The following is a 20,804-nucleotide window of genomic DNA, read 5'->3' as shown; positions in this document are numbered from 1 at the left end:
AAAACTCAATTCAAATAGATTCTTAAAGGTATAACTTTTAAATTATTTTATAATTTTCATTTCATCAATAAGCCACTTTGAGTCAGCAAACTTATCAATGATGAAAAGGATATATTTTGTGTCTACCATGATATTTCTGCTGAAACGCGGATCATAGTTGATATCACTCATAGTCCCTTCCCACTGTCTGTCGAAATTCAGTCCCACAAGGTTTCCGTTGGCATCCAAAGCAGGGCTTCCTGAGTTTCCTCCGGTTGTATGGTTTGTTGCAGTGAATCCTACAGGAACATCACCTGTTTTATCTTTATAGATTCCGAAGTCCTTTTTGTTGTAAAGATCAATCAGCTTCTTTGGAACATCAAATTCATAGTCTCCCGGAACATATTTTTCCATTACTCCTGCCAGGTGAGTCTGATATCCGTAAGAGACGGCATCTCTTGGCGTAGAGCCTTTTACCTTACCATAAGTCACACGAAGCGTTGAGTTGGCATCCGGGAAGAACTTTCTGTCCTTATCCGTCTGCATCTGCTGAGCCATGAACTTTTTCTGTAAGACATCGATTTTTGCCTGCATTGAAGTATATTGAGGGTCTGCAGTTTTCATATAGGTTTCCTTCATCGCAACATACAGCTGATAAATCGGATCTTTCTTTAAAGTCTTGATCAATTTATCCTGGTTGGAAAACGCTTTATCAATATCTGTAGTCAAGGTTGCTCCGTTTACAGCAGTTCTTCCTGTGATAACAGAGTTTTTAGACATATCTTCCACTACAGGAATGTTGGCGTTCTCATCTTTATATTTGTTGAATCCTGCCGGTAAAAACTGCGGTGCTGTTTTATTAACGTATAATGCCAGCAATTTTGCTGTTACTTTAGCATCAAGTTCTGCACTATAGTCTTTGTAGAAAGAGGTTAATTTTGATTTTAATTTTGTAAGTTCTTTTTCATCCATTCTTCCGGCTTCCACTGCAGCTACGAAATCATAATAGTCTCCGGCAAGCTTTAAAGTCTCAGCATTTCTGGTCACTTCTGTGTAGTAAGCATTGTTTAATGCATAAGGAGCCTGATCATTGTAGAGTTTATTCAGCTGGTCCAAAGTATTCTTGATCTCAGGATTTTTAGCAACCAAAGAGCCTTCGTACATTACTTTCTTTTCTACAGCATTGGATTTTTTCAATCCTTCTACTTCACCAATCCACTTTTTCCAGTAATTGGCCACTGAAGCATATTTTGAAGCGTATTTGATACGTGTCTCGTTATCAACGCGCATTTTCTCATCTAATGTTTTTAAAGCAACATCACGTACGGCAATTTTTGCAGGATCAATATCTTTCATGATCTTCTCTACAGCAACGGCAGGAAGGTACTCCGTAGTTCTTCCCGGAAATCCGAATACAAAAGTAAAATCGTTTTCGTTTTTATCTTTTATGGAAACCGGTAAGTAGTGCTTAGGTACATAAGGTATGTTGTCTTTTGAATATTCCGCAGGTTTGTTGTTTTTGTCTGCATAGATTCTGAACATAGAGAAATCTCCGGTATGTCTTGGCCAAACCCAGTTGTCCGTATCACTTCCGAATTTCCCGATACTTTGAGGCGGAGCTCCTACAAGCCGGATATCTTTATAAGTTTCGATGGTATAAGCATAGTATTTGTTGCCGTAATACATAGGCTTTACCATGATCGACTGGTAAGATTCGATTTTCTGAGCGTTTTTATATACCTCAATATTATTATTGATCTTTTTAGTAAGTTCCGGTTCTGTAAGATGATCCGTACCTTCTAAAATCTGATCCGTAACTTCTTTTATATCTACAATAAAATCTACTTTTAGTCCGGGATTAGAAAGTTCCCCTTCTGTATTTTTTGCCCAGAATCCGTTTGAAAGAAGATCATTCTGAACGGTAGAATGTGCCTGAATCTGGCCGAAACCGCAATGATGATTGGTTAAAAGCAGCCCTTTAGGCGAAATAATTTCCGCAGTACATCCGCCGTTAAATTGCACTACTGCATCCTTAATGCTCGGTTTCTGAGGGTTAAAAATATCTTTTGCAGAAATCTTCATTCCCAAATCCTTCATTTCCTTTTCATTCAGCTCTGTAGGAATCCACATTCCTCCATATTGTTGTGCAAATGCCATTGCAGCTGGCAAAAGAAATACAGATAAAAGTATCTTTTTTGTCATAATCAAAATTTTGCCCCAATTTACGAAGAAAAATATGAACAGGCTTTATAAAACCGATGGAAAAGTTGTTAAGAGTAAGTTTTTGTAAAATGTAAAAAGTAAAAGGTATTAATGAAGGGAAACAGAAAATTCATTTAATGATCTATACCGCAAACCAGAACCGTACATTGACAACTATCAACTATCAACTATCAACCAGCAACTATCAACTATCAACTATCAACTATCAACTATCAACTATCAACTATCAACCAGCAACATTAAACATTAAACATTAAACATTAAACATTAAACATTAAACTCCCACCCTCCCTCTGGCTCAGTTTTTGTTTATTGGAAGTAAATTTACTATTAAAAACATACTTAAATCTATTATTATGATGAAAAGCAAAATGCTCATGTTGGGTATGACAGCCGCTCTGTTCCTTGCTTCATGTTCTAAAAAGGAAACGACTGAAACAACGGCAACAGCAGATTCTGCTGCGGCAGTTCAACCAACAGCGACAGACAGTATCACAAAAGCAACTCCTACTGCTGCCGGAGATACTTCAGAGAATGCCCTGGACTGGGCCGGAACTTATGAAGCTACTGTTCCATGTGCTGACTGTCCGGGAATCAAGACTTCTTTAACGTTGAACAATGATAAAACATTCAGCATCACGGAAGAGTACCTTGACAGGAATTCAAAGAACCAGGATAAAGGGTCTTTTGCATGGGATGCAACAGGAAGCATAATCACTTTAAAAGGGAAATCTGCAAACTATAAATATAAAGTGGGTGAGAATATGCTGATCCAGCTGGATATGGAAGGAAAGGAAATAGACGGTCCGAACAAGGATCTTTATGTATTCAAGAAAAAATAAAAATAAAGGCTCCGGCCTTTATTTTTTTGCTCTTCCAGCATCTAGAACTGATAAGCAGTAATTTTAGGATCATTTATCAGACTCCGTATTACTTCTTCATGGTGGCTGTTTTTTCCTACAAGCCTCCAGGTAACAGTAAAATTGTCTTGTGAATATTGTTGTTTAATCATCTGATATCTTACATGATGTTCTTTAAAGATATGCTCACAATAGCTGATATCTTCTGCCCTGGTTACAGCAATTCTGTATTCCCTTACTTTATTATAATCATCAATAAAATTCTGAAGGTAGGTTAAAGCACTCAGAACGATCAGTACCAAAGCGGCTCCCAGCAAGGCAATGTAAACATATCCTGAACCAACTGCCATGCCTATAGAAGCTGTAGCCCAAATGGTTGTAGCGGTCGTAATACCTTCAATTTTATTATCTCCTTTGAAAATAACTCCTGCGCCCAGAAATCCGATTCCGGTAATGATATTGGCAGCAAGGCGGTCGGGGTTCTCAACTCCTATTTTTATAGAAAGAATGGTAAAAAGACAGGCTCCGAAACAAACGAGAATAAATGTTCTGAGACCGGCAGACTTATTCCGGTATTCACGTTCAGCACCAATGAACAGTCCCAGAATAACAGAAATGAGGATCAGCAGCAATTCATTTTTGACAATGTAATGGTCCTGAAGGAAATCCATAGCTTTTAATTTAAACCAGGAATAAATTTACAATAAAATACAATTAAAGAACTACTTTTGCCACTCGGATTTTGTTCTCTGCATTAAAAAAATATTTCACGAAAAAACTTTTGTAATATTACATCTTAATAGCACCAATTTCTGAAATAAATAATTACAAAGATAACCAACGGCAAATTTGCTCAAAAAGATCAAAAAATAATACTTATATACATTATGGATAAAGAAATTTCACACTTCTGGTTAGGATATTTTAAAAATGAAGAAGACTTTTACAGTTTCGTGGAAGAAGATGAAAATTATTATATCGAGGAGGAAACCGAAGATCAGTATGTTTCCAAGTTTGCAGAATCACAGAACATCAAATGGTTTGATGATGATTTTATAGAATATGGCTTCGAAGATGAAAGCCTGAGTCTTTATGACAAGTTTGCAGAATATTCTTATGCTGACCAGTGGCTCCCGATCCTGGAAAGAAAATTGAATGAACTAAGTCTGGATACTCCCGTGAATGCCATTATTTTTGCTACACGATTTGTGATTCCTAATCCTGTTTCTGTGGAAAATGATGATTTTTCACTGCATTATGTGGGAGAAATAGAGTACGATATTTAATATCAGAGCCAATCTGTTCTGCAATTGCTGGCAACAAGTGATTTTATTATATGGATCATCTGTTGCCATTTTTTAATCAATGAGAATGAAGATAATAAAGCTATACCTTAAAAAATAAACTATTTTAGCGTCCGATGAATATATATTCTACCCTACAAATAGGAGATTATCATTTTAATCATTGTGAAGATGATCTCCTTATCAAAAAAATCGGTTCGGATAAAATGGTATGTGCTGTGATGGACGGATGTTCTACCGCAATGGACAGTCATTTTGCATCAACACTTATTAGGAAGATTTTACGTAAAATCATTATTGAAAACGGTTACAAGGCATTATATGAAAAAGAAAACAAGCATTGTTTAGAAACGGAGCTTAAGGAAATCATAAAAGGTCTTTTCAACGAACTCAAATTTGTTAAAAATTACCTGATGATGGACGAAAAAGAGATATTAGCCACTGTTATAATCTTAGTTTATGACCATGCAAAGGATGAAGGAATTATCATGGCGATTGGTGATGGTGTTGTTTGTATCAATGGAAATATCACTGAATTTGACCGTGATAACAAACCGGATTATTTAGCTTATCATCTTCATGAAGACTTTGAAGACTGGTATTCCGCTCAGTCTCAGAAATTATTTTTTGATCATCTGAATGATATCTCCATTGCAACCGATGGTATTTTGAGCTTTTCAAAAGTAAAAAAAATGGAATCGGATGAAACCATCAATTTTGCTGAATATGTATTGATTGACAAACAAGATAGCAATAGTGAAGAAATGCTTAACAAAAAACTTAAGCAGCTGGAACATAAGTATGGGGTAAAACCGACAGACGATCTGGCTATCATAAGAATGATAAAATAATCCGGATATTTGAACATCATGAAAGAATCTAAACCTAAGCAGTTCTCCTCTTTTCTGAAGAGATGGTTCATTAGTACAATTTTGATTTCAGTGGTTACATTCTTGCAATTTTACTGGTCGATGGGATCCTTTTCGGACCGTATTTCAAGCGGCTGTACAGACTGTTCATTTTTTGAAGATGCGGTGTCTGTATCCCTTATAACCGGTGGGTTCTTATCAATTGTCTTTTCTCTGCTTTTCTTTGTTAAGAAAATCTTCCTTAAGGCTTCTGTTGAGTTCTTATTACTGATCTTTGTCTGGCTATTTTGGAACTACACCCTATTTGTAGACAGGGAATCTTCCTGGAGCACTTACGACTTCAGTTCGGAAATTCAATATACAGTTTCACTTTCCTTTCTTCCTGTAACCGTGCTGGCATGTTGGTCTGTTATAATTTTCCATTATCAGGAAATAAAAGTTAGATTTGTATCTTAAAAAAACATTGAAAAAAAATATTTCCATTTTACTTTTAGCTTCTTTAACTGTTTATTCATGTAATAAAACCAAAACAGATGCTCCGAAAGGCTCTACAATCTTAATAAAAAAGGATACAGCAATAGCTCAGAAGGAGCAATCTGCAGCAGGAAAACAAATCCGGGATTTTGTTTCAAATCAGTATGAAATTCAATACGAAGCCGAGGGCGATCTCAACCAGGACGGACTTCCTGATAAGGCTTTGGTTCTCAGAAAAAAAGATGATAGTTTAGCGCAAAGAACCATGATTGTTCTTTTAAAGAATCCTGACAAAACCTACCGGTTATTTAAAACCTCAGAAACAGTACTCCCCGCCGAATACAATGATTCAGGTTATAAAATGTATGATCCGGAAGACATCAGTATTGAAAAAGGAGCATTACATATCAATCTATATGACATCGGGCCTAATGGCAATCAGTTTAGCAAATTCAAATATATGAATGACAACAACCTGGTTCTCACTTATATTGAAACTTATAATATGGGGGCGGGTTCTCACTCTGCCCTCTATTATGAACCAATGAAAGGTAAAGTAACACTTGAAACGGTAAATACTATGGAAGAAGAAATGCCGTCAGAAACTAAAAAGGTAATCGTGAAGAAAGAAAGATTCTTATTTGAAAACGTTTCTCCTGATGATATTGTTACCAATATTTACAATTCTGTAGAACAAGAATAAGCTTTCCCAGTCTTAACAAATAAAACTTCCGCCTACAAGACGGAAGTTTTTTATTTACGGTATTATTTTTTAGTCTGATTAGTGTGCTTCCAGCCAGTTATCGCCTACTCCAATTTCCACCAGTAACGGAACCTGTGTTTTTAAGGCATTTTCCATTTCTGTTCTGATCAGTTGGGAAGCAGATTCAATTTCATCAGCCGGAGCTTCAAATACCAATTCATCATGTACCTGAAGAAGCATTTTTGTTTTCAGCTGCTGCTCTTCCAATTCTCTGTCAATTTTAATCATAGCAATCTTAACAATATCTGCTGCGCTTCCCTGAACCGGCGCATTTACAGCATTCCTTTCAGCATGGCCTCTAACCACAAAGTTGTTTGAGTTGATATCTTTCAAATGGCGTTTTCTGCCTAATATTGTTTCTACATAGCCTAACTGACGTGCTTTATTCACCTGTTCTGCCATATATTCCTTCAGCTTCGGGTAAGTCTCGAAGTAGGCTTCAATCATCTGCTTGGCTTCTGTACGGGATAACCCGGTTTGTTCTGCCAATGCAAAAGCTCCCTGTCCGTAGATGATCCCAAAGTTGACGGTTTTGGCCTGACTTCTCTGGGTTTTGGAAACTTCAGCTAATGGAATTTTAAACAGTTTCGCGGCTGTGGAAGCGTGAATATCCTCTCCATCCTGGAAGGCTTTAATCATGTTTTCTTCTCCTGAAATTTCAGCAATCAGACGAAGTTCAATCTGTGAATAATCGGCTGAGATAATCTTTTTTCCTTCTCCTGAAACAAAAGCTCCACGAATCTGCTGTCCTCTCAGCGTCCGGATCGGGATGTTCTGCAGGTTCGGGTTTACACTCGCCAGACGGCCTGTTGCGGCTGTAGTCTGTGAAAAATTGGTATGCACCCTGTTATCATCTTTATCGATCTGCGACGGTAAGGCATCTACATAGGTTGATTTCAGTTTCTGGTAAGTTCTGTATTCCAGAATATGTTTGATGATCTCATGTTTTGAAGAAAGCTTCTGAAGAACATCTTCTGAGGTTGCATACTGCCCGGTCTTTGTTTTCTTTGCTTTCGGATCCAGCTGCATTTTTTCAAACAGGATTTCTCCCAGCTGCCTTGGTGAATTCATGTTGAACTCTTCTCCTGAAAGTTCGAAGATTTTTGCTTCTAATCCTTTCAGGTCGTTTTCAAGGTCCACACTTTCCTGTGCCAGCCATTTTTCATCCAGGGAAATACCGGCCAGTTCCATTTTGGCAAGTACTTCCATCAGAGGCATTTCGATATTGTAGAAAAGTTCTTCCAGGTTTTCTTTTTTAAGCTGTGGTGCAAAAAGTTCGTACAACTGGAATGTTACATCTGCATCTTCTGCCGCATAATCTGTCTGGGTTCTGAGATCTGCATCTCTGAAGTTCCCTTGTTTTTTACCTTTCTTTCCAATGATGGTTTCAATGGATACAGGCTTGTAATTCAGGTATACTTCGGAAAGATAATCCATCCCGTGTCTTCCGTCAGGATTCAGCAGGTAATGGGCAATCATGGTATCAAACATGGCCCCTTTCACCGTAATATCGTATTGTTTTAAAACTTTATAATCAAATTTGAGATTGTGCGCCACTTTCAGCAGGTCTTCCTTTTCAAAAAACGGTCTGAAGATCTCCAGGGTCTGCAAAACCTCTGCCCGGTCTTCAGAAAGCGGAATGTAATAGGCAAGCCCTTTTTTATAAGAAAAGCTCATTCCTACCAATTCAGCTTCCAGCTCGTTCAATGAAGTGGTTTCCGTATCAAAACAAACCACTTTTTGCAGTAAAAGATTATCTACCAGTTTTTTCTGAGCTTTCGGGTTATTGATAAACTGATACAGATGATCGTTATGCTCAATGGTTGATTTTGTAGAGGTAGCCTGTTCCAGTTCTTCAAAATTCGCGAAAAGGTCAAGCTGCATTACCTGTCCCTTGACTTCTGTTCCAGCCGGGGTCTGTTTTACTTCTACCTCGCTTACTACAATAGTTTCTGCCGGTGCAGGTGCAAAAGCCCTGTAAAGGTTTTCATACAGCCTTCTGAATTCTATTTCATCAAAGACTTCTTTTACTTTTTCAAAATCGGGAGTCTCAAGATCATATTGTTCCTGATGGAATTCTACCGGAGCGTCACAGATAATGGTTGCCAGTTTTTTAGACAAAATCCCACGTTCTGCGGAGGCTTCTACTTTTTCCTTCAGTTTTCCTTTCAGTTTATCAGTATTGGCTAACAGGTTTTCAATGCTTCCGAATTCTTTAAGGAACTTCATCGCCGTTTTTTCACCTACTCCTTCCAGTCCCGGAATATTATCTACCGCATCTCCCATCATGGCAAGAAAATCAATAACCTGTTTTGGGTCTTCAATTTCATATTTTGCCTTTACTTCTTCTACTCCGAGAATTTCGATATCACCTCCTTTCAGCCCCGGTTTATAAATTTTAATTTTATCGGTAACCAGCTGTGCAAAATCTTTATCTGGTGTCACCATATAGGTGGTATATCCTTCTTTTTCTGCTTTACAGGCAATGGTACCTATTACATCATCAGCTTCATATCCTTCTACTCCAAGAATAGGAATATGCATTGCTTCCAGAATTCTGTGGATGTATGGAACAGCAATCTTGATTGCTTCAGGAGTTTCGCTTCTGTTGGCTTTATAATCTGAGAAATCATCCGTTCTTACACTGGCTTGTCCTACGTCAAAAACTACGGCCAGATGAGTAGGTTTTTCTCTTCTGATCAGTTCAATCAAAGAATTAGTAAAACCAAAAATAGCAGAAGTATCCAGCCCTTTGCTGGTGAGTCTCGGATTCCTGATTAATGCGTAATATCCTCTGAAAATCATCGCATACGCATCGATGAGAAACAGCCTTTTATCTTGTGTTGCGTCCATATTATCTATAATGAACAAATATAAGAAAATAGGAGTAAAAGTTGATAGTTTGAGGAAGAGTTTCGGGAATGGGTATCCGGGGTTTGAGGATGCGGATTACTGGATGCAGGGCTAGGATTTCGGACTTATGATATTACAATCCCGTTTAGCAGCTATTGTTTTCAAAACTTATTTGTTCATTCTTATTCAACAGCTTTCCATTCTTATGACAGCTATTTTTATAAAACAAAACAGCATACCCAAAGGCATACTGTTTCTTTTTTATTTAAGTTATGGGATTATTTACCAGATGTAGGCCATAGTCCTGCGTACTGAGAATTACCATAGTCAATGGTTTCAGCACTTACTACGAAGCTGATCAGCATACTGTTGCTGTCAATAGCATCGAAGTCTACTTCGTGCTGGATTACATATCCGTTTTCCCATTTCAGGGTAATCAGTGTTCCTTCCTCGTGAGATTTGTTGAAGGTAATTTCTCCTACTGTCGGTTTGTATTTACCGTTTAACAGGCTTTCAAGGATGTCTGATTTTTCAGTAGCTTCTACCGTAACCTTGATTAATGCGTTGGAAGGGTCTGACGCTACACGTCCTGATACGTCTGTAGATCTTGATACGCTGTAATTCATTTTTAACAGCTTCTGTCCTTCTCCGTTGTTGAATTTTAAGATTCCTCTTGAATTTCTTTCGGCCATGATTGTAAATTTTAATCGTTAGTAATAAATTGTAATTCAATAATTATATAACAAAGATAAAACCCTTGTTTTTGAAAAAAAAGCATTTGAATGTAAATCTGAAAAAGTGTCGTAATTGTACGATTTGATGTCGTAGTTCTACGATTTATTGTCGTAATTCTACGACATTAGATTTAAAAACAACACATCAACAACTTATAACAAATACATTAAAAGCAGGTAGGAATATCTATTATTACACCATAAAGAGATATATTATACCTGAAATTGTTCCGAAAAATCTAATGGTGTTAAAAAAAACAGAACAGCGTCTCTTGCCCGCTGTTCTGTACCAATTTTATTTTTACTAAGATGATGAATAGGCTTATTTACCTGCTGAAGGCCATAGTCCTGCGTACTGAGAAGTACCGTAGTCGATGGTTTCAGCACTTACTACGAAGCTGATCAGCATACTGTTGCTGTCAATAGCATCGAAGTCTACTTCGTGCTGGATTACATATCCGTTTTCCCATTTCAGGGTGATCAGTGTTCCTTCCTCGTGAGATTTGTTGAAGGTGATTTCTCCTACTGTCGGTTTGTATTTACCGTTTAACAGGCTTTCAAGGATGTCTGATTTTTCAGTAGCTTCTACCGTAACCTTGATAAGTGCGTTGGAAGGGTCTGATGCTACACGTCCTGATACGTCTGTAGATCTTGATACGCTGTAATTCATTTTTAACAGCTTCTGTCCTTCTCCGTTGTTGAATTTTAAGATTCCTCTTGAATTTCTTTCGGCCATGATTGTAAATTTTAATCGTTAATATTTTGTGATTCAGTGATTGTGTTAACAAATATAGAAGCTCTTCATCGCTAAAAAAAACTTTTGAATATAAATCTGAAAAAGTGTAGTAGTTCTACGATTTGTTGTCGTAATTCTACGACATTAGATTTACATGTCAAAATATTACGCTATCTATAAGCATGTTACATAACCAAAAGAAGAATTATAAAAATAAAACATTTCACAAATTAAGGATAAATAACATCCTGAATAAGCATTTATTAACCTTTTTACGATGCTATTTTCCTTTAATTCTGTTTAAATCTTCCTGATAAAGGTTTTCTCCGTAATTTTTTTTGAAATTCACTGATAGCTTATCTTTGGAGCTTAACGATTCATACTGTTTTATTCTGAGCTTTGCTTCTTCTAATGTGTCCTTCTTATATGGGAACGATACATTATATTTCTCAACCAGCTGTTTTTTAATTCTGAATAATTTTTCATAGTAAGGAGAGTCAGGCAGGTTACGTTCATTTTTCTGTTTTTCCTTATACTGAATATAATCTGCGATTGGGCAAAGGTTCGTTCCTTTAATTTTAGGCAATCCTCCTTTAGTTAAAAAGTATTCAGCCATATCCAGGTCGTCCCGGGCAGCACTTTCCATAATGTTGCTTCCATTATAAGAAACATTATTGATGTCAGCTCCATTCTGAAGTAAGTAATCAATCATTTTCTTTTCGGTACCTTCATCACCTCCAAGGGTCATTGCATCGGATAAAGGGGAATTCCCTACAGCCGGGTTAGGATTGGCTTTATATTTGAAAAGCAATTGCAGCATTTCGTAATTATTAAGTGCTACAGCATGATTCAAAGGAGATTCAAGACCTTCATGAGGCACTATGATATCGGGATCAGCTCCCAGCTCTAAAAGCTTTTCCATTGCTTTTAAATCTTCAATAATAGAAGCATACATCAGTAAGGTATATCCTGTATTTTCCTGCAATTTATTGATATCAATATTTTTTTCCTTAATCAGATCTTCCATGCCTTTAAGATCTCCATCAAACATTTTCTGGGCAGCTGATAAAGCGTCTCCCGTAAACATTCTTGAAGGAGGATATTGATTTCTATTTTCGTTTTTACGCGACCTAAGATTAAAATCTGAACAGGAAAAAAGTGTCATGATGGAAAATATTATTAAAATAATTGGTTTCATATTATATATTATTAGCTACAACATCAGTATTAATAGTGGCCAGCATTGCCTGGAACGCATCATTATATGCGCTATGTCCGCTTCCAATGGTTTTGATTCCAAGCCCTTCATTATCATCAATATATCCGAAGATTTCATGCTGTTGTCCTAAAGCCCTTGGAACTCCTCCCGTAAGACCTCCGAAAATTGCAATTTTGTTAAGCCCCGGAATTCTGGATAAAGCCAATGTAGAGAGCAGGCCTTCCCTGTTATTTTGCAGCCCGTTAAGAATATCATTACTTGTACTGTAATTGATAATGCTTGAAGTTGATTTTACAGCTCCTTTTTTATCAAGATAATCGAGTGTATTGCCATGTACTCCTCTTGCATTGAAGGTATATCCCGGAAGCCCAGTATAATAGGAAGCCATGGCACTGTTTCCTCCTCCTAGTGAATGTCCGGTAAATTTCACTTTTCCTCCGGTTGCATTATCCATTTTTTCAGCGAGCATTCTCGTTTTTTCTATCTGAGGGGTTGCAAAACCAAGAGCCTGCCCTCCATCTTCAATAAGCCAGTCATGATAAAACTGCATTCCTTTAGGCTCGGAACCCCTGAACGCTACAAAATAATCTCCTGTTTCTTTATTATAATATAAAGAGGAAAAGAAACCGTTATCTTTATTGGTGTTGAAATCTTTGCTGGTTAAAGCTCCGGGACCGAACAGCTTATCCAGCTCAGCCTGATCATCTGTATTGATTCGTGTATATCCCTCAATACTGGTATTCTTCCCGTTATCTTCGTAAGAATCCTGGGCCATTCTACTGGCAATAGAGGCCTCCTGCAGCTGGGCAACAGGTAAATGAAAGGTAATTTTACCTCCTATGAAACAGTGTAAACTGGAATTTTGCAACAGAGGTTTTTTATTTTCAATTTTTACTTTAGGATGGGTATTTTGCCAGTCGCTTCCCTTGCATAAAAATGAACAGATATTGAGGCAGTCATCTATGAGGGCACTTCCTGCCCAGGCTGCCGCAGCCAAAACAAAAAGTCCGCCGGAGAAAGCTGCTGCTACTGCCACACCTGCTAATGCTCCTGCCATCATCATTTCAGGACAAATAAAATTATCTTTAAACCGGTCCTTTTCCGTAGCCATCAGCTTAGCTCCTTTCTTCAATTTTACTGAAGACTGGGAACTGACTCCAATTCCTATAAGTCTTCGGCCTTTACTACAAGTAAGCGGAGTATCCTGTGCGATATATAATTGACTCATAGTGATGGTATTAATTGTTATTTTTTATTTAACTTTATATGGTATCTGCAAACATAGATCATCTTTTCATTGAGTTCTTCTTTCACATGAAATATAACCTCTGATAATACAGAATCTTCATTATAAGTATATTCGCCCTCAATGGCGTACTTATATTCCAGAGCATTTCCAAGTGTTCTCTGATATTTATCTTTATAAATACTTTCAAAACGGGACTGGTTCCCTTTACTTTTGCCATCCAGTTTAACAGTGAAACCTCCTTCTTTATTGTTTGAAATTCTGTATAAGGATCTGTACTCAAGTTCTTCTCCCGGGAAAAGGGTTGACAACGTTGTTCTTACAGGAATTTCATCTGTAAAACTTCCTCCGCTGAATACAGGTAAAGGATAAAACATGATCTGATACAAAAAGTTTTGTCTGATATTACGATCTATATTGTTAAATTCTTGATCATAGATCTGAATAAATACCTTATAACTTTCTTTTACCAGCTCAAAAAAATGAAGATCCTTTTTTATCTCTTCCCACCTGCTTACAATTTCATTTTTATTGATTACTTCATGAATACTTTTATCAGTATTTAAAGATAATTCAACAACCTCCGTCGCTTTATTTATTTTTTCAAGGATTTCATAAAACGGCTGCATCTGTCCGTCTGCCTGAATATATCTCTGGGTAGAAGAATGTATGCTAATATGATTGTATTCTCCGGGTGTTACGGCCCAGTCTTCTTCTATTTCTGTCTCGTTAGCCTTCCCTGTTCCTAAAGTAAGATAGGATCTGATATTGATATTATATTCTCCTTTTTTATACCAGGCATATTTAAATCCTGACAACTGGTCATTTTTTTCAACTTTATTCGGGTCCAAAGTCATGTTTTAATACGTTTTAGAATACATTCGCGGCATCAGTTAATATCAACATTACTTCCGGTAATAAATATATCTCCCGTAGCATTCATTGAAGTGACTGCTTTACTGTGAATACTCAGATTATCCTGTGTTACCAGTAATGCATTTTTCAATGAATTCAAATCCAGCATTCCTTCTTTGGCGGATATAGTAATGCCTTCTTTAGTAATTGTGATACTGTTTTGACCTACCCTTAATTCAATTTTTGTTTTTCCTTCCAGAGAAATATTTCCGTCTGCATCCATTGTCAGGACTGAATTGGCTGCCCCACCTTCTTTTCCTCCGACATTAATGGAATTTGTACTGCCGGCATTTACCGTATTATTATTTCCTACGTTTACCGTTTTATTGTTATTGGCATTGGTCTGGACATTTCCTGCCCCGTCAAACTTCATATTGGCTCCGCCCTGATCCGTTAGAAATACAGAGCCTTCACCATCATTTAATTCTAATTTATTTCCACTTCTGCTGCTCAGGCTTTTAATATTGTTACCAGTTCCGCCACCGCCACCTATTCCACCGTGGAACATTCCTCCCATCACAAACGGACGGTCCGGGTGTTGATGTACAAAATTCACAATAACCTGGTCTCCCACTTCCGGAACAGCCATAAATCCTCTGTTCTTACTTACTTTATCACTGCTTCCTGCATCCGGGGTCATTACGCGGATAAATTCAGTAGTATCCGGTCCGCTTTGCCAATCGAACTGCACCCGTACTCTTCCCTGATTTAAAGGATCTGTATTTGAAATTACTTTTCCAAACTGGGCTTCTGCTTTTGGCATCTGAAATTCGGGACGTGGGATAAATCCTGTATCTGCGGCAATCGCTTCAAATTTGCCATCATAATAACCTCTGGCATCTACTTCGTGAGTGACTTCAATAATCATCAGCTTTGTAAAATAAGCGGTTTCATTACTCTCTGATTTACGCATTTCAATATCTGCGGTACATCCCGGATATAAGAAAGGAACTGTTGTAGTTCCCGAAGTAACGAAAACTTCTGAAGCTTTGCTTCCTGCGGTTCCCTTCTGGGAAGCATCAATATCCATAAAGGAAGAAGCTTTAATAGGGGCAACTCTCAAAGAAGGGGTTGTAAAAGTTTTTTCTGATATTTCGTAAGCACGTCTTGCAATATCTGATGTATGGTTAATTTTTGAGCTGCCAGCTGTCAGCTTCTCATTTTTACTGCTGTTATAGCCATAAAAAGTTGGACTTACATGCTGGGCTTTCATTTTGATGGCAATATCACTTACACTGCTTCCATAAGTAAGCCTGACGGGTTTCTCCTGAGGCGGCAGTTTGCCGAAGTGCAGAACTTCCCCATCATAATAAAACTGCTCTCCATAGGCTTCGGCCATTCTGGCGAGATAATTATAATGGGTTTCCTCATATTGTGAGCTGTACGATATATTTCCATGCTGGGCATCTACTCGGAAATCAAATTTATGCTGTCCCAGCCCTTCTTTAATTACCTGATCGGCAATACTGTTCAGACTTACAGGCTGACTTCCTCCAAAGCTCTGAATATGAGGGGCAGCATCCAGAAGTACAGTTGGGCTGTACCCTTTGACCATAATATTTCCAAGACTTCCTTTTTCCTGGCTGAATCCCACTTCTGTAACCACTCCTACAAAATTACGTTCTGCTCCTTTCTCAATATCTTTATATTTGAAAACAACTGTGATTCTTTTTCCTAAAAATTTCTGAGCTTCTTCCAGATTGTGGTTTTCCGGTTTACCCAAAGTATCATGGGCCAGCATCAGACTGAATTCATGGTGCCTGGTAGCACTCTGCACCAACTTAAAGTGCTTGAAATGATTAATGATCTGCCCTTCAATAATTACATCGAGCTTGATAACCCGGTTGATTCCTGCTATATAACTCTGAGAGATAGCTTCTGCATTATGTATTTTTGAAGTAGGCTGCTTGGCCCACACTTTTGTCTCAACAACGGAAGGATCATTGGAAACCAGCGTTTGATTCAGAAACTTACCTGTTTCTTGTACCGGGTTTGAATGCTGCGTGGTTTCTGCTGTTTTTTTTATTTTATCTCCTGCTTTGTTTACCTTTTCTTCTGCTTTTGCAACCGCATTTTCCTGTGCCGTTTTTTTGATCGTCTCTGTATCCTGGCTGATAGATTGTTGAGAATTCTTTACTTTAATTTTATCATCTTGAAACATGGTGTTGTGTGTTTAAGTTAATAAATATTGAATTGAAACTGTAGGTATTATTACCGGCTCTGTAAATTCCAGATATTGGTTTCTGTTTAGTGATTATTTATCTGAAACTTATTTTAAAGCAGAAAACAGAACAGCGTCTCTTGCCCGCTGTTCTGTACCAATTTTATTTTTACTAAGATGATGAATAGGCTTATTTACCTGCTGAAGGCCATAGTCCTGCGTACTGAGAAGTACCATAGTCGATGGTTTCAGCACTTACTACGAAGCTGATCAGCATACTGTTGCTGTCAATAGCATCAAAGTCTACTTCGTGCTGGATTACATATCCGTTTTCCCATTTCAGGGTAATCAGTGTTCCTTCCTCGTGAGATTTGTTGAAGGTGATTTCTCCTACTGTCGGTTTGTATTTACCGTTTAACAGGCTTTCAAGGATGTCTGATTTTTCAGTAGCTTCTACCGTAACCTTGATAAGTGCGTTGGAAGGGTCTGATGCTACACGTCCTGATACGTCTGTAGATCTTGATACGCTGTAATTCATTTTTAACAGCTTCTGTCCTTCTCCGTTGTTGAATTTTAAGATTCCTCTTGAATTTCTTTCGGCCATGATTGTAAATTTTAATCGTTAATATTTTGTGATTCAGTGATTGTGTTAACAAATATAGAAGCTCTTTATCGCTAAAAAAAACTTTTGAATATAAATCTGAAAAAGTGTAGTAGTTCTACGATTTGTTGTCGTAATTCTACGACATTGGATTTAATAAATCTATCCAATATACGATTAATAAAGGATTTCAACACATTTAAAAGGATAAATAAAATCAACAATTTTCCACATTATTGAGAAATATTAAGATTCTTTTAATAAAATTAATATATTTTTAACAGGTAATAAAAAACGCAGCAAGTAAGCCTGCTGCGTCTTTTTATCTATTCGATAATATCTACTGTTGAGCCTTTCCGCCTTCTTTTATGGAACGAACCAATATTTTATTTTTTCTCAGCAGAAAATCAGGCATCAGATCAACCGGAAGATAGAAAGGGCTTTCCCCTTTTTTCTGCAGTTCTTCTACAATTCCCGGATTCCAGGCAAGAATTTTATCTACTCCTATATTCAGTTCAGCCGCAACAACATTCAGATTGAATCCGGCATTGATTTCTGTTTCTGAAAGTGCAGCAGCAGTCTCTTTCCGGTCTCCTTCAAAAAAAACCTTATTGATTCTTGATGAATTATAGTTATTCAAGACACTCTGAAGTTCTCCGGTAGCATAACATGCATTCAGGTATTTCTTTACATGATTAATGGTTTCCCCTGGAAGATATTTATAAAATTCATGATATTGAGAGGAACCTGCAGCTTCCATTGCTTTGGCTATATTTCCTTCGCCACAGTTGTAAGCAGCAACTACTGTCACCCAATTATTATACTTTTTATAGAGGTTGCTTAAAGAAATCGCTGCTGTTTTGGTACTTTTATAAAGATCCGTACGTCCCTGCTCAGTAAGCCCGTACTGATTGGCATGTGCGGTCATAAACTGCCAAACCCCTACTGCTCCGGCTCCTGAGGTGATATTTCTGTCAAAATTAGACTCAATCAGAGCCAGGTTTCTCAAATGTTTGGGAAGTCCTTTCTGAAGAAGTAACTGCTCAATAAATTCTACCAGATCTTTATTGGCATTAATGATACTCCTGTACTTTTTCACGCTGCTTTCCGAAGTATCGGAAGCGGCAAGAAACTGCCCGTTGATCATGATAACGGATCCTAATAATAGAAAACCTGTAAAGATATTTCTGACAATCGTTTTCATTTTAATTTTATTTATAAGCAAAAAGGCAAAAAAAGCGGATTGCAGATCTGCCTTTTTACTGTATACTTAATCTACTTTCCAGCTTAGTTTTTCTTCGTCTTTATTCCAATCTACAAGTATAGTCTGTCCGGATTTCACTTCTTCTCTGACAATCATTTTAGAGATAGGTCTTGCAAGCTGTGCACGGATTACTCCTGAAATCTGCCTTGCCCCGTACTTACTGCTGAATCCTCCTAGTGCAAGGTTTCTTACAGCCTCATCACTTATTTTTAAAGTGATACCCAGCCTTGTTAATGACGTATGAAGTGATTTCAGCTGAATATTAAAGATTCTTTCTGCAATGGATTCTGTGATCGGTGCAAAAGGAATGATCTCCGTAATTCTTGCCAGGAACTCAGGTCTGAACCGTCCTGAATTTGACATAATCTGCATCAGTGAAGATGATTCCGGAATTTTCCCTTCTTCAAACTGTTTTACAATTTCTTCACTTCCGATATTGGAGGTAAACAGGATCAGTGCATTGCTGAAATCTCCTTCTTTACCTAATTTATCATGAACTTTTCCTTCATCCATAATCTGAAGGAAAACATCAAAAACGGAATGGTGGGCCTTTTCAATTTCATCAAATAATACAACAGTATAAGGCTGTTGTCTGATTTTATTTACCAGCATACCTCCTTCTTCATATCCTACATATCCCGGAGGTGCTCCATATAGCAATGCTGCGGAATGCTCTTCTTTAAATTCTGACATATCAAAGCGTACCATTGCCTTTTCGTCATTGAACAGTAATTCTGCCATTGATTTTGCCAGCTCTGTTTTACCGGTTCCCGTAGGTCCCAGAAGGAAGAAAGATCCGATGGGCTGTCCCGGCTTATTCAATCCGCTTCGGTTTTCAACAATGGCATCGGAAAGGATTTTCAATGCATGATCCTGTCCTACCACTCTGTTCAACAAAAGGGATTCCATATTCAGAAGTTTTTCTTTTTCCTGGGCCTGGATTTTCCCGATTGGAATATTGGTTTTGGCAGCCATTACCGCAGCCAGTTCCAATCTGTCTACTTTTTCTCTTTTCTTAGCTGCATGCTGTAAAAGCTCTGCGTAGGTATCTTCAATGATCTTCTGAATCTGATCTACGGGCATAGAGTTGTCAATCGAAGGCTGTTCACTCAGTGATCCCCACAGAATCGGACTTATTTTATCTCTCAACAGGTTGTAAGTCCAGATCAGTTCATCCGCTTTATCTTTGCTGTCTGCATATTCTTCCTTCAAAATTGCATCATAACTTTCTTTCCAGCTTTCAAGTTCTTTTTCGGAAAGTTCATCAAGCATTTTGATGGCTGCCATTGTTCTGTCCAACAAATCAATAGCAGCGTCCGGTAATTTTTTACCTTTGGCATATCTTTTTGCCAGACGTACGCATTCCGGAAGGGCTGTTTTTTCTACTTCAATTCCATGATGTTTTTTATACCCTTCAAGAAGTACATCTATCATTTTGACACAGGTTTTCTCGTCCGGTTCAAGAACGGTTAACACTTCAAAACGACGGTTGAAAGCCTGCTCCGGCTCAATAATTTTTCTGTATTCTTCCTGTGTCGTCGCTCCGATTACGGTAATTTCACCTCTTGCAAGCTCGGGCTTCAGGAGATTGGCAACGTTTCCGATGCTTCCTTTCGGGTCTAAAAGGGTATGAATTTCATCAATGAAAAGAATGGCTTTTTCAATTTTCTTACATTCATTGATGACTTTTTTCAGGCGGTCTTCAATTTCACCTTTATAAGAGGTTCCTGCCAGTAATGCTCCGGTATCCAGTTCTAAAAGGGTACCGTTTTTAAGCATTTCAGGAACATTTCCTTTAATAATTTCAGTGGCAAAACCTTCTACCAAAGCAGTTTTTCCAACTCCCGGCTCCCCGATGATAATCACATTCGGTTTGCTTCTGCGGCAAAGAATTTCCACCAGCATTCTGAGCTCTTTATCCCTGCCGATGATATTTTCGATTTCTCCTTTTCTTGCCTGCGCCGTTCTGTCTACACAGTAGCTTTTAATGGAAGGAAAGGAAGCATCTGAATAGTCTGAACCATTTGAAAATAATGACGAGAAGTTCCCATCTTCTGAAACAGTAAACGGAGTATCTTTTCTGTACAGATTAAAGATTTCATGTTCCCTCAACGGAAGTGATTTTAACTGCTGAAGAGAGAATACAACCTGTGGTTTTACAATGGCTGTAAGGATGCAGATCGGAGTAATCTCATCCAGTCCTAATTTTAAGCGGATATCGTCAGCCTCTTCAATAAGGGTATCCACTGCATCATCCTGTCCTACTTCATCCGGAAGATGGCTGGTTTTCGGGTATTCTTCAATACGCACATCTGCCCATTCATAGAAGTATCCCGGATCTTTATCTATACTTTTCAGGAATTCATTAAGTCCGATATCTTTATGCATTAAAGCCTGCAGGATGTGCGGGCCACCATAAGTTCCATTATAATTTTCCTTCGCTATCGACTGAGCAATATGAAATAGTTGCTTTACTGTTTCGTTGGTTACTAGTACTCCCATTTATAATTTTCTTATATTAATATATTTGCATTCTGTTTATTATGCTGATTTGATGGTTTCGATCCATATTTTCCATCCCTTTCATCAGGGTATAAAAAATT

At 37.8% G+C, this 20,804-nt stretch carries 17 protein-coding genes; 5 read left to right on the top strand and 12 right to left on the bottom strand.

Features of this window, described 5'->3' with window-relative positions; translation table 11 throughout:
• Positions 1–42: 42 nt before the first annotated feature.
• Positions 43–2,181 carry a S46 family peptidase gene (locus tag ACR1PO_RS16520; RefSeq protein WP_433987473.1) on the bottom strand — a complete coding sequence of 713 codons (2,139 nt, stop codon included), beginning with the start codon at positions 2,179–2,181 and terminating at the stop codon, positions 43–45.
• Between the two features lie 377 nt (positions 2,182–2,558).
• On the opposite strand from ACR1PO_RS16520, the gene ACR1PO_RS16515 reads away from it, so the two are divergent.
• Positions 2,559–3,044: a copper resistance protein NlpE gene (locus tag ACR1PO_RS16515; protein WP_433987472.1), complete on the top strand. Its 486-nt coding sequence runs from the start codon at positions 2,559–2,561 to the stop codon at positions 3,042–3,044.
• Positions 3,045–3,085: 41 nt separating this feature from the next.
• On the opposite strand, the gene ACR1PO_RS16510 is transcribed toward ACR1PO_RS16515, so the two are convergent.
• Positions 3,086–3,733 (bottom strand): MgtC/SapB family protein, encoded by a 648-nt coding sequence (locus ACR1PO_RS16510; RefSeq protein ID WP_332386067.1) that lies wholly within the window; start codon positions 3,731–3,733, stop codon positions 3,086–3,088.
• 216 nt (positions 3,734–3,949) lie between these two features.
• Here ACR1PO_RS16510 and ACR1PO_RS16505 point away from each other — a divergent pair, with 216 nt between their 5' ends.
• From ACR1PO_RS16505 to ACR1PO_RS16490, 4 genes are all read left to right on the top strand, one after another.
• Entirely contained in the window at positions 3,950–4,348 is a 399-nt protein-coding gene (locus ACR1PO_RS16505) for an immunity 22 family protein (protein WP_332386068.1), read from the top strand.
• 134 nt (positions 4,349–4,482) lie between these two features.
• Complete coding sequence (locus tag ACR1PO_RS16500) at positions 4,483–5,217, top strand: protein phosphatase 2C domain-containing protein (protein ID WP_433987471.1); 735 nt, start codon at positions 4,483–4,485, stop codon at positions 5,215–5,217.
• 18 nt (positions 5,218–5,235) lie between these two features.
• Positions 5,236–5,691, top strand: a complete 456-nt coding sequence (locus tag ACR1PO_RS16495; RefSeq protein ID WP_433987470.1) for a hypothetical protein — start codon at positions 5,236–5,238, stop codon at positions 5,689–5,691.
• A 7-nt stretch (positions 5,692–5,698) separates the two neighbouring features.
• Complete coding sequence (locus tag ACR1PO_RS16490) at positions 5,699–6,412, top strand: hypothetical protein (protein WP_433987469.1); 714 nt, start codon at positions 5,699–5,701, stop codon at positions 6,410–6,412.
• A gap of 78 nt (positions 6,413–6,490) precedes the next feature.
• Here ACR1PO_RS16490 and polA read toward each other — a convergent pair whose 3' ends face one another.
• The 10 genes from polA to ACR1PO_RS16440 form a co-directional block, all read right to left on the bottom strand.
• Positions 6,491–9,325 (bottom strand): DNA polymerase I, encoded by a 2,835-nt coding sequence (gene polA, locus ACR1PO_RS16485; RefSeq protein ID WP_433987468.1) that lies wholly within the window; start codon positions 9,323–9,325, stop codon positions 6,491–6,493.
• Positions 9,326–9,603: 278 nt separating this feature from the next.
• Positions 9,604–10,017: a type VI secretion system tube protein TssD gene (gene tssD, locus ACR1PO_RS16480; RefSeq protein ID WP_002984162.1), complete on the bottom strand. Its 414-nt coding sequence runs from the start codon at positions 10,015–10,017 to the stop codon at positions 9,604–9,606.
• Positions 10,018–10,381: 364 nt separating this feature from the next.
• Entirely contained in the window at positions 10,382–10,795 is a 414-nt protein-coding gene (gene tssD, locus ACR1PO_RS16475) for a type VI secretion system tube protein TssD (RefSeq protein WP_053328223.1), read from the bottom strand.
• Between the two features lie 280 nt (positions 10,796–11,075).
• Positions 11,076–11,960 carry an ankyrin repeat domain-containing protein gene (locus tag ACR1PO_RS16470; protein ID WP_433987467.1) on the bottom strand — a complete coding sequence of 295 codons (885 nt, stop codon included), beginning with the start codon at positions 11,958–11,960 and terminating at the stop codon, positions 11,076–11,078.
• 34 nt (positions 11,961–11,994) lie between these two features.
• Positions 11,995–13,242, bottom strand: coding sequence for a Tle-like phospholipase domain-containing protein (locus ACR1PO_RS16465; RefSeq protein WP_433987466.1), 1,248 nt, complete (start codon positions 13,240–13,242; stop codon positions 11,995–11,997).
• A gap of 17 nt (positions 13,243–13,259) precedes the next feature.
• Positions 13,260–14,117: a hypothetical protein gene (locus tag ACR1PO_RS16460; RefSeq protein WP_433987465.1), complete on the bottom strand. Its 858-nt coding sequence runs from the start codon at positions 14,115–14,117 to the stop codon at positions 13,260–13,262.
• 32 nt (positions 14,118–14,149) lie between these two features.
• Positions 14,150–16,336 carry a type VI secretion system Vgr family protein gene (locus tag ACR1PO_RS16455; protein ID WP_433987464.1) on the bottom strand — a complete coding sequence of 729 codons (2,187 nt, stop codon included), beginning with the start codon at positions 16,334–16,336 and terminating at the stop codon, positions 14,150–14,152.
• A gap of 190 nt (positions 16,337–16,526) precedes the next feature.
• Positions 16,527–16,940 (bottom strand): type VI secretion system tube protein TssD, encoded by a 414-nt coding sequence (gene tssD / locus ACR1PO_RS16450; RefSeq protein ID WP_053328223.1) that lies wholly within the window; start codon positions 16,938–16,940, stop codon positions 16,527–16,529.
• Positions 16,941–17,277: 337 nt separating this feature from the next.
• The gene (locus ACR1PO_RS16445) at positions 17,278–18,141 is read right to left on the bottom strand and encodes a lytic transglycosylase domain-containing protein (protein ID WP_374464298.1); all 864 of its coding nucleotides are present in this window, start codon (positions 18,139–18,141) and stop codon (positions 17,278–17,280) included.
• A 66-nt stretch (positions 18,142–18,207) separates the two neighbouring features.
• Positions 18,208–20,703: an ATP-dependent Clp protease ATP-binding subunit gene (locus tag ACR1PO_RS16440; RefSeq protein ID WP_433987463.1), complete on the bottom strand. Its 2,496-nt coding sequence runs from the start codon at positions 20,701–20,703 to the stop codon at positions 18,208–18,210.
• Positions 20,704–20,804: the final 101 nt, after the last annotated feature.

The sequence above is a fragment of the Chryseobacterium amylolyticum genome (assembly GCF_051011775.1).
GTDB lineage: Bacteria > Bacteroidota > Bacteroidia > Flavobacteriales > Weeksellaceae > Chryseobacterium.
Note: the sequence above shows the minus strand (reverse complement) of the source record. Positions and strands in the feature narration are given on the sequence as shown.

Excerpts from the sequence above, each read along its gene's own strand:
- ACR1PO_RS16500 (WP_433987471.1), top strand. The coding sequence starts at position 4,483 with ATGAATATATATTCTACCCTACAAATAGGAGATTATCATTTTAATCAT.
- tssD (WP_002984162.1), bottom strand. The coding sequence starts at position 10,017 with ATGGCCGAAAGAAATTCAAGAGGAATCTTAAAATTCAACAACGGAGAA.
- ACR1PO_RS16495 (WP_433987470.1), top strand. The coding sequence starts at position 5,236 with ATGAAAGAATCTAAACCTAAGCAGTTCTCCTCTTTTCTGAAGAGATGG.
- ACR1PO_RS16510 (WP_332386067.1), bottom strand. The coding sequence starts at position 3,733 with ATGGATTTCCTTCAGGACCATTACATTGTCAAAAATGAATTGCTGCTG.
- ACR1PO_RS16465 (WP_433987466.1), bottom strand. The coding sequence starts at position 13,242 with ATGAGTCAATTATATATCGCACAGGATACTCCGCTTACTTGTAGTAAA.
- ACR1PO_RS16440 (WP_433987463.1), bottom strand. The coding sequence starts at position 20,703 with ATGGGAGTACTAGTAACCAACGAAACAGTAAAGCAACTATTTCATATT.
- ACR1PO_RS16515 (WP_433987472.1), top strand. The coding sequence starts at position 2,559 with ATGATGAAAAGCAAAATGCTCATGTTGGGTATGACAGCCGCTCTGTTC.
- polA (WP_433987468.1), bottom strand. The coding sequence starts at position 9,325 with ATGGACGCAACACAAGATAAAAGGCTGTTTCTCATCGATGCGTATGCG.
- ACR1PO_RS16445 (WP_374464298.1), bottom strand. The coding sequence starts at position 18,141 with ATGAAAACGATTGTCAGAAATATCTTTACAGGTTTTCTATTATTAGGA.
- tssD (WP_053328223.1), bottom strand. The coding sequence starts at position 10,795 with ATGGCCGAAAGAAATTCAAGAGGAATCTTAAAATTCAACAACGGAGAA.
- ACR1PO_RS16520 (WP_433987473.1), bottom strand. The coding sequence starts at position 2,181 with ATGACAAAAAAGATACTTTTATCTGTATTTCTTTTGCCAGCTGCAATG.
- ACR1PO_RS16460 (WP_433987465.1), bottom strand. The coding sequence starts at position 14,117 with ATGACTTTGGACCCGAATAAAGTTGAAAAAAATGACCAGTTGTCAGGA.
- ACR1PO_RS16455 (WP_433987464.1), bottom strand. The coding sequence starts at position 16,336 with ATGTTTCAAGATGATAAAATTAAAGTAAAGAATTCTCAACAATCTATC.
- ACR1PO_RS16470 (WP_433987467.1), bottom strand. The coding sequence starts at position 11,960 with ATGACACTTTTTTCCTGTTCAGATTTTAATCTTAGGTCGCGTAAAAAC.
- ACR1PO_RS16505 (WP_332386068.1), top strand. The coding sequence starts at position 3,950 with ATGGATAAAGAAATTTCACACTTCTGGTTAGGATATTTTAAAAATGAA.
- tssD (WP_053328223.1), bottom strand. The coding sequence starts at position 16,940 with ATGGCCGAAAGAAATTCAAGAGGAATCTTAAAATTCAACAACGGAGAA.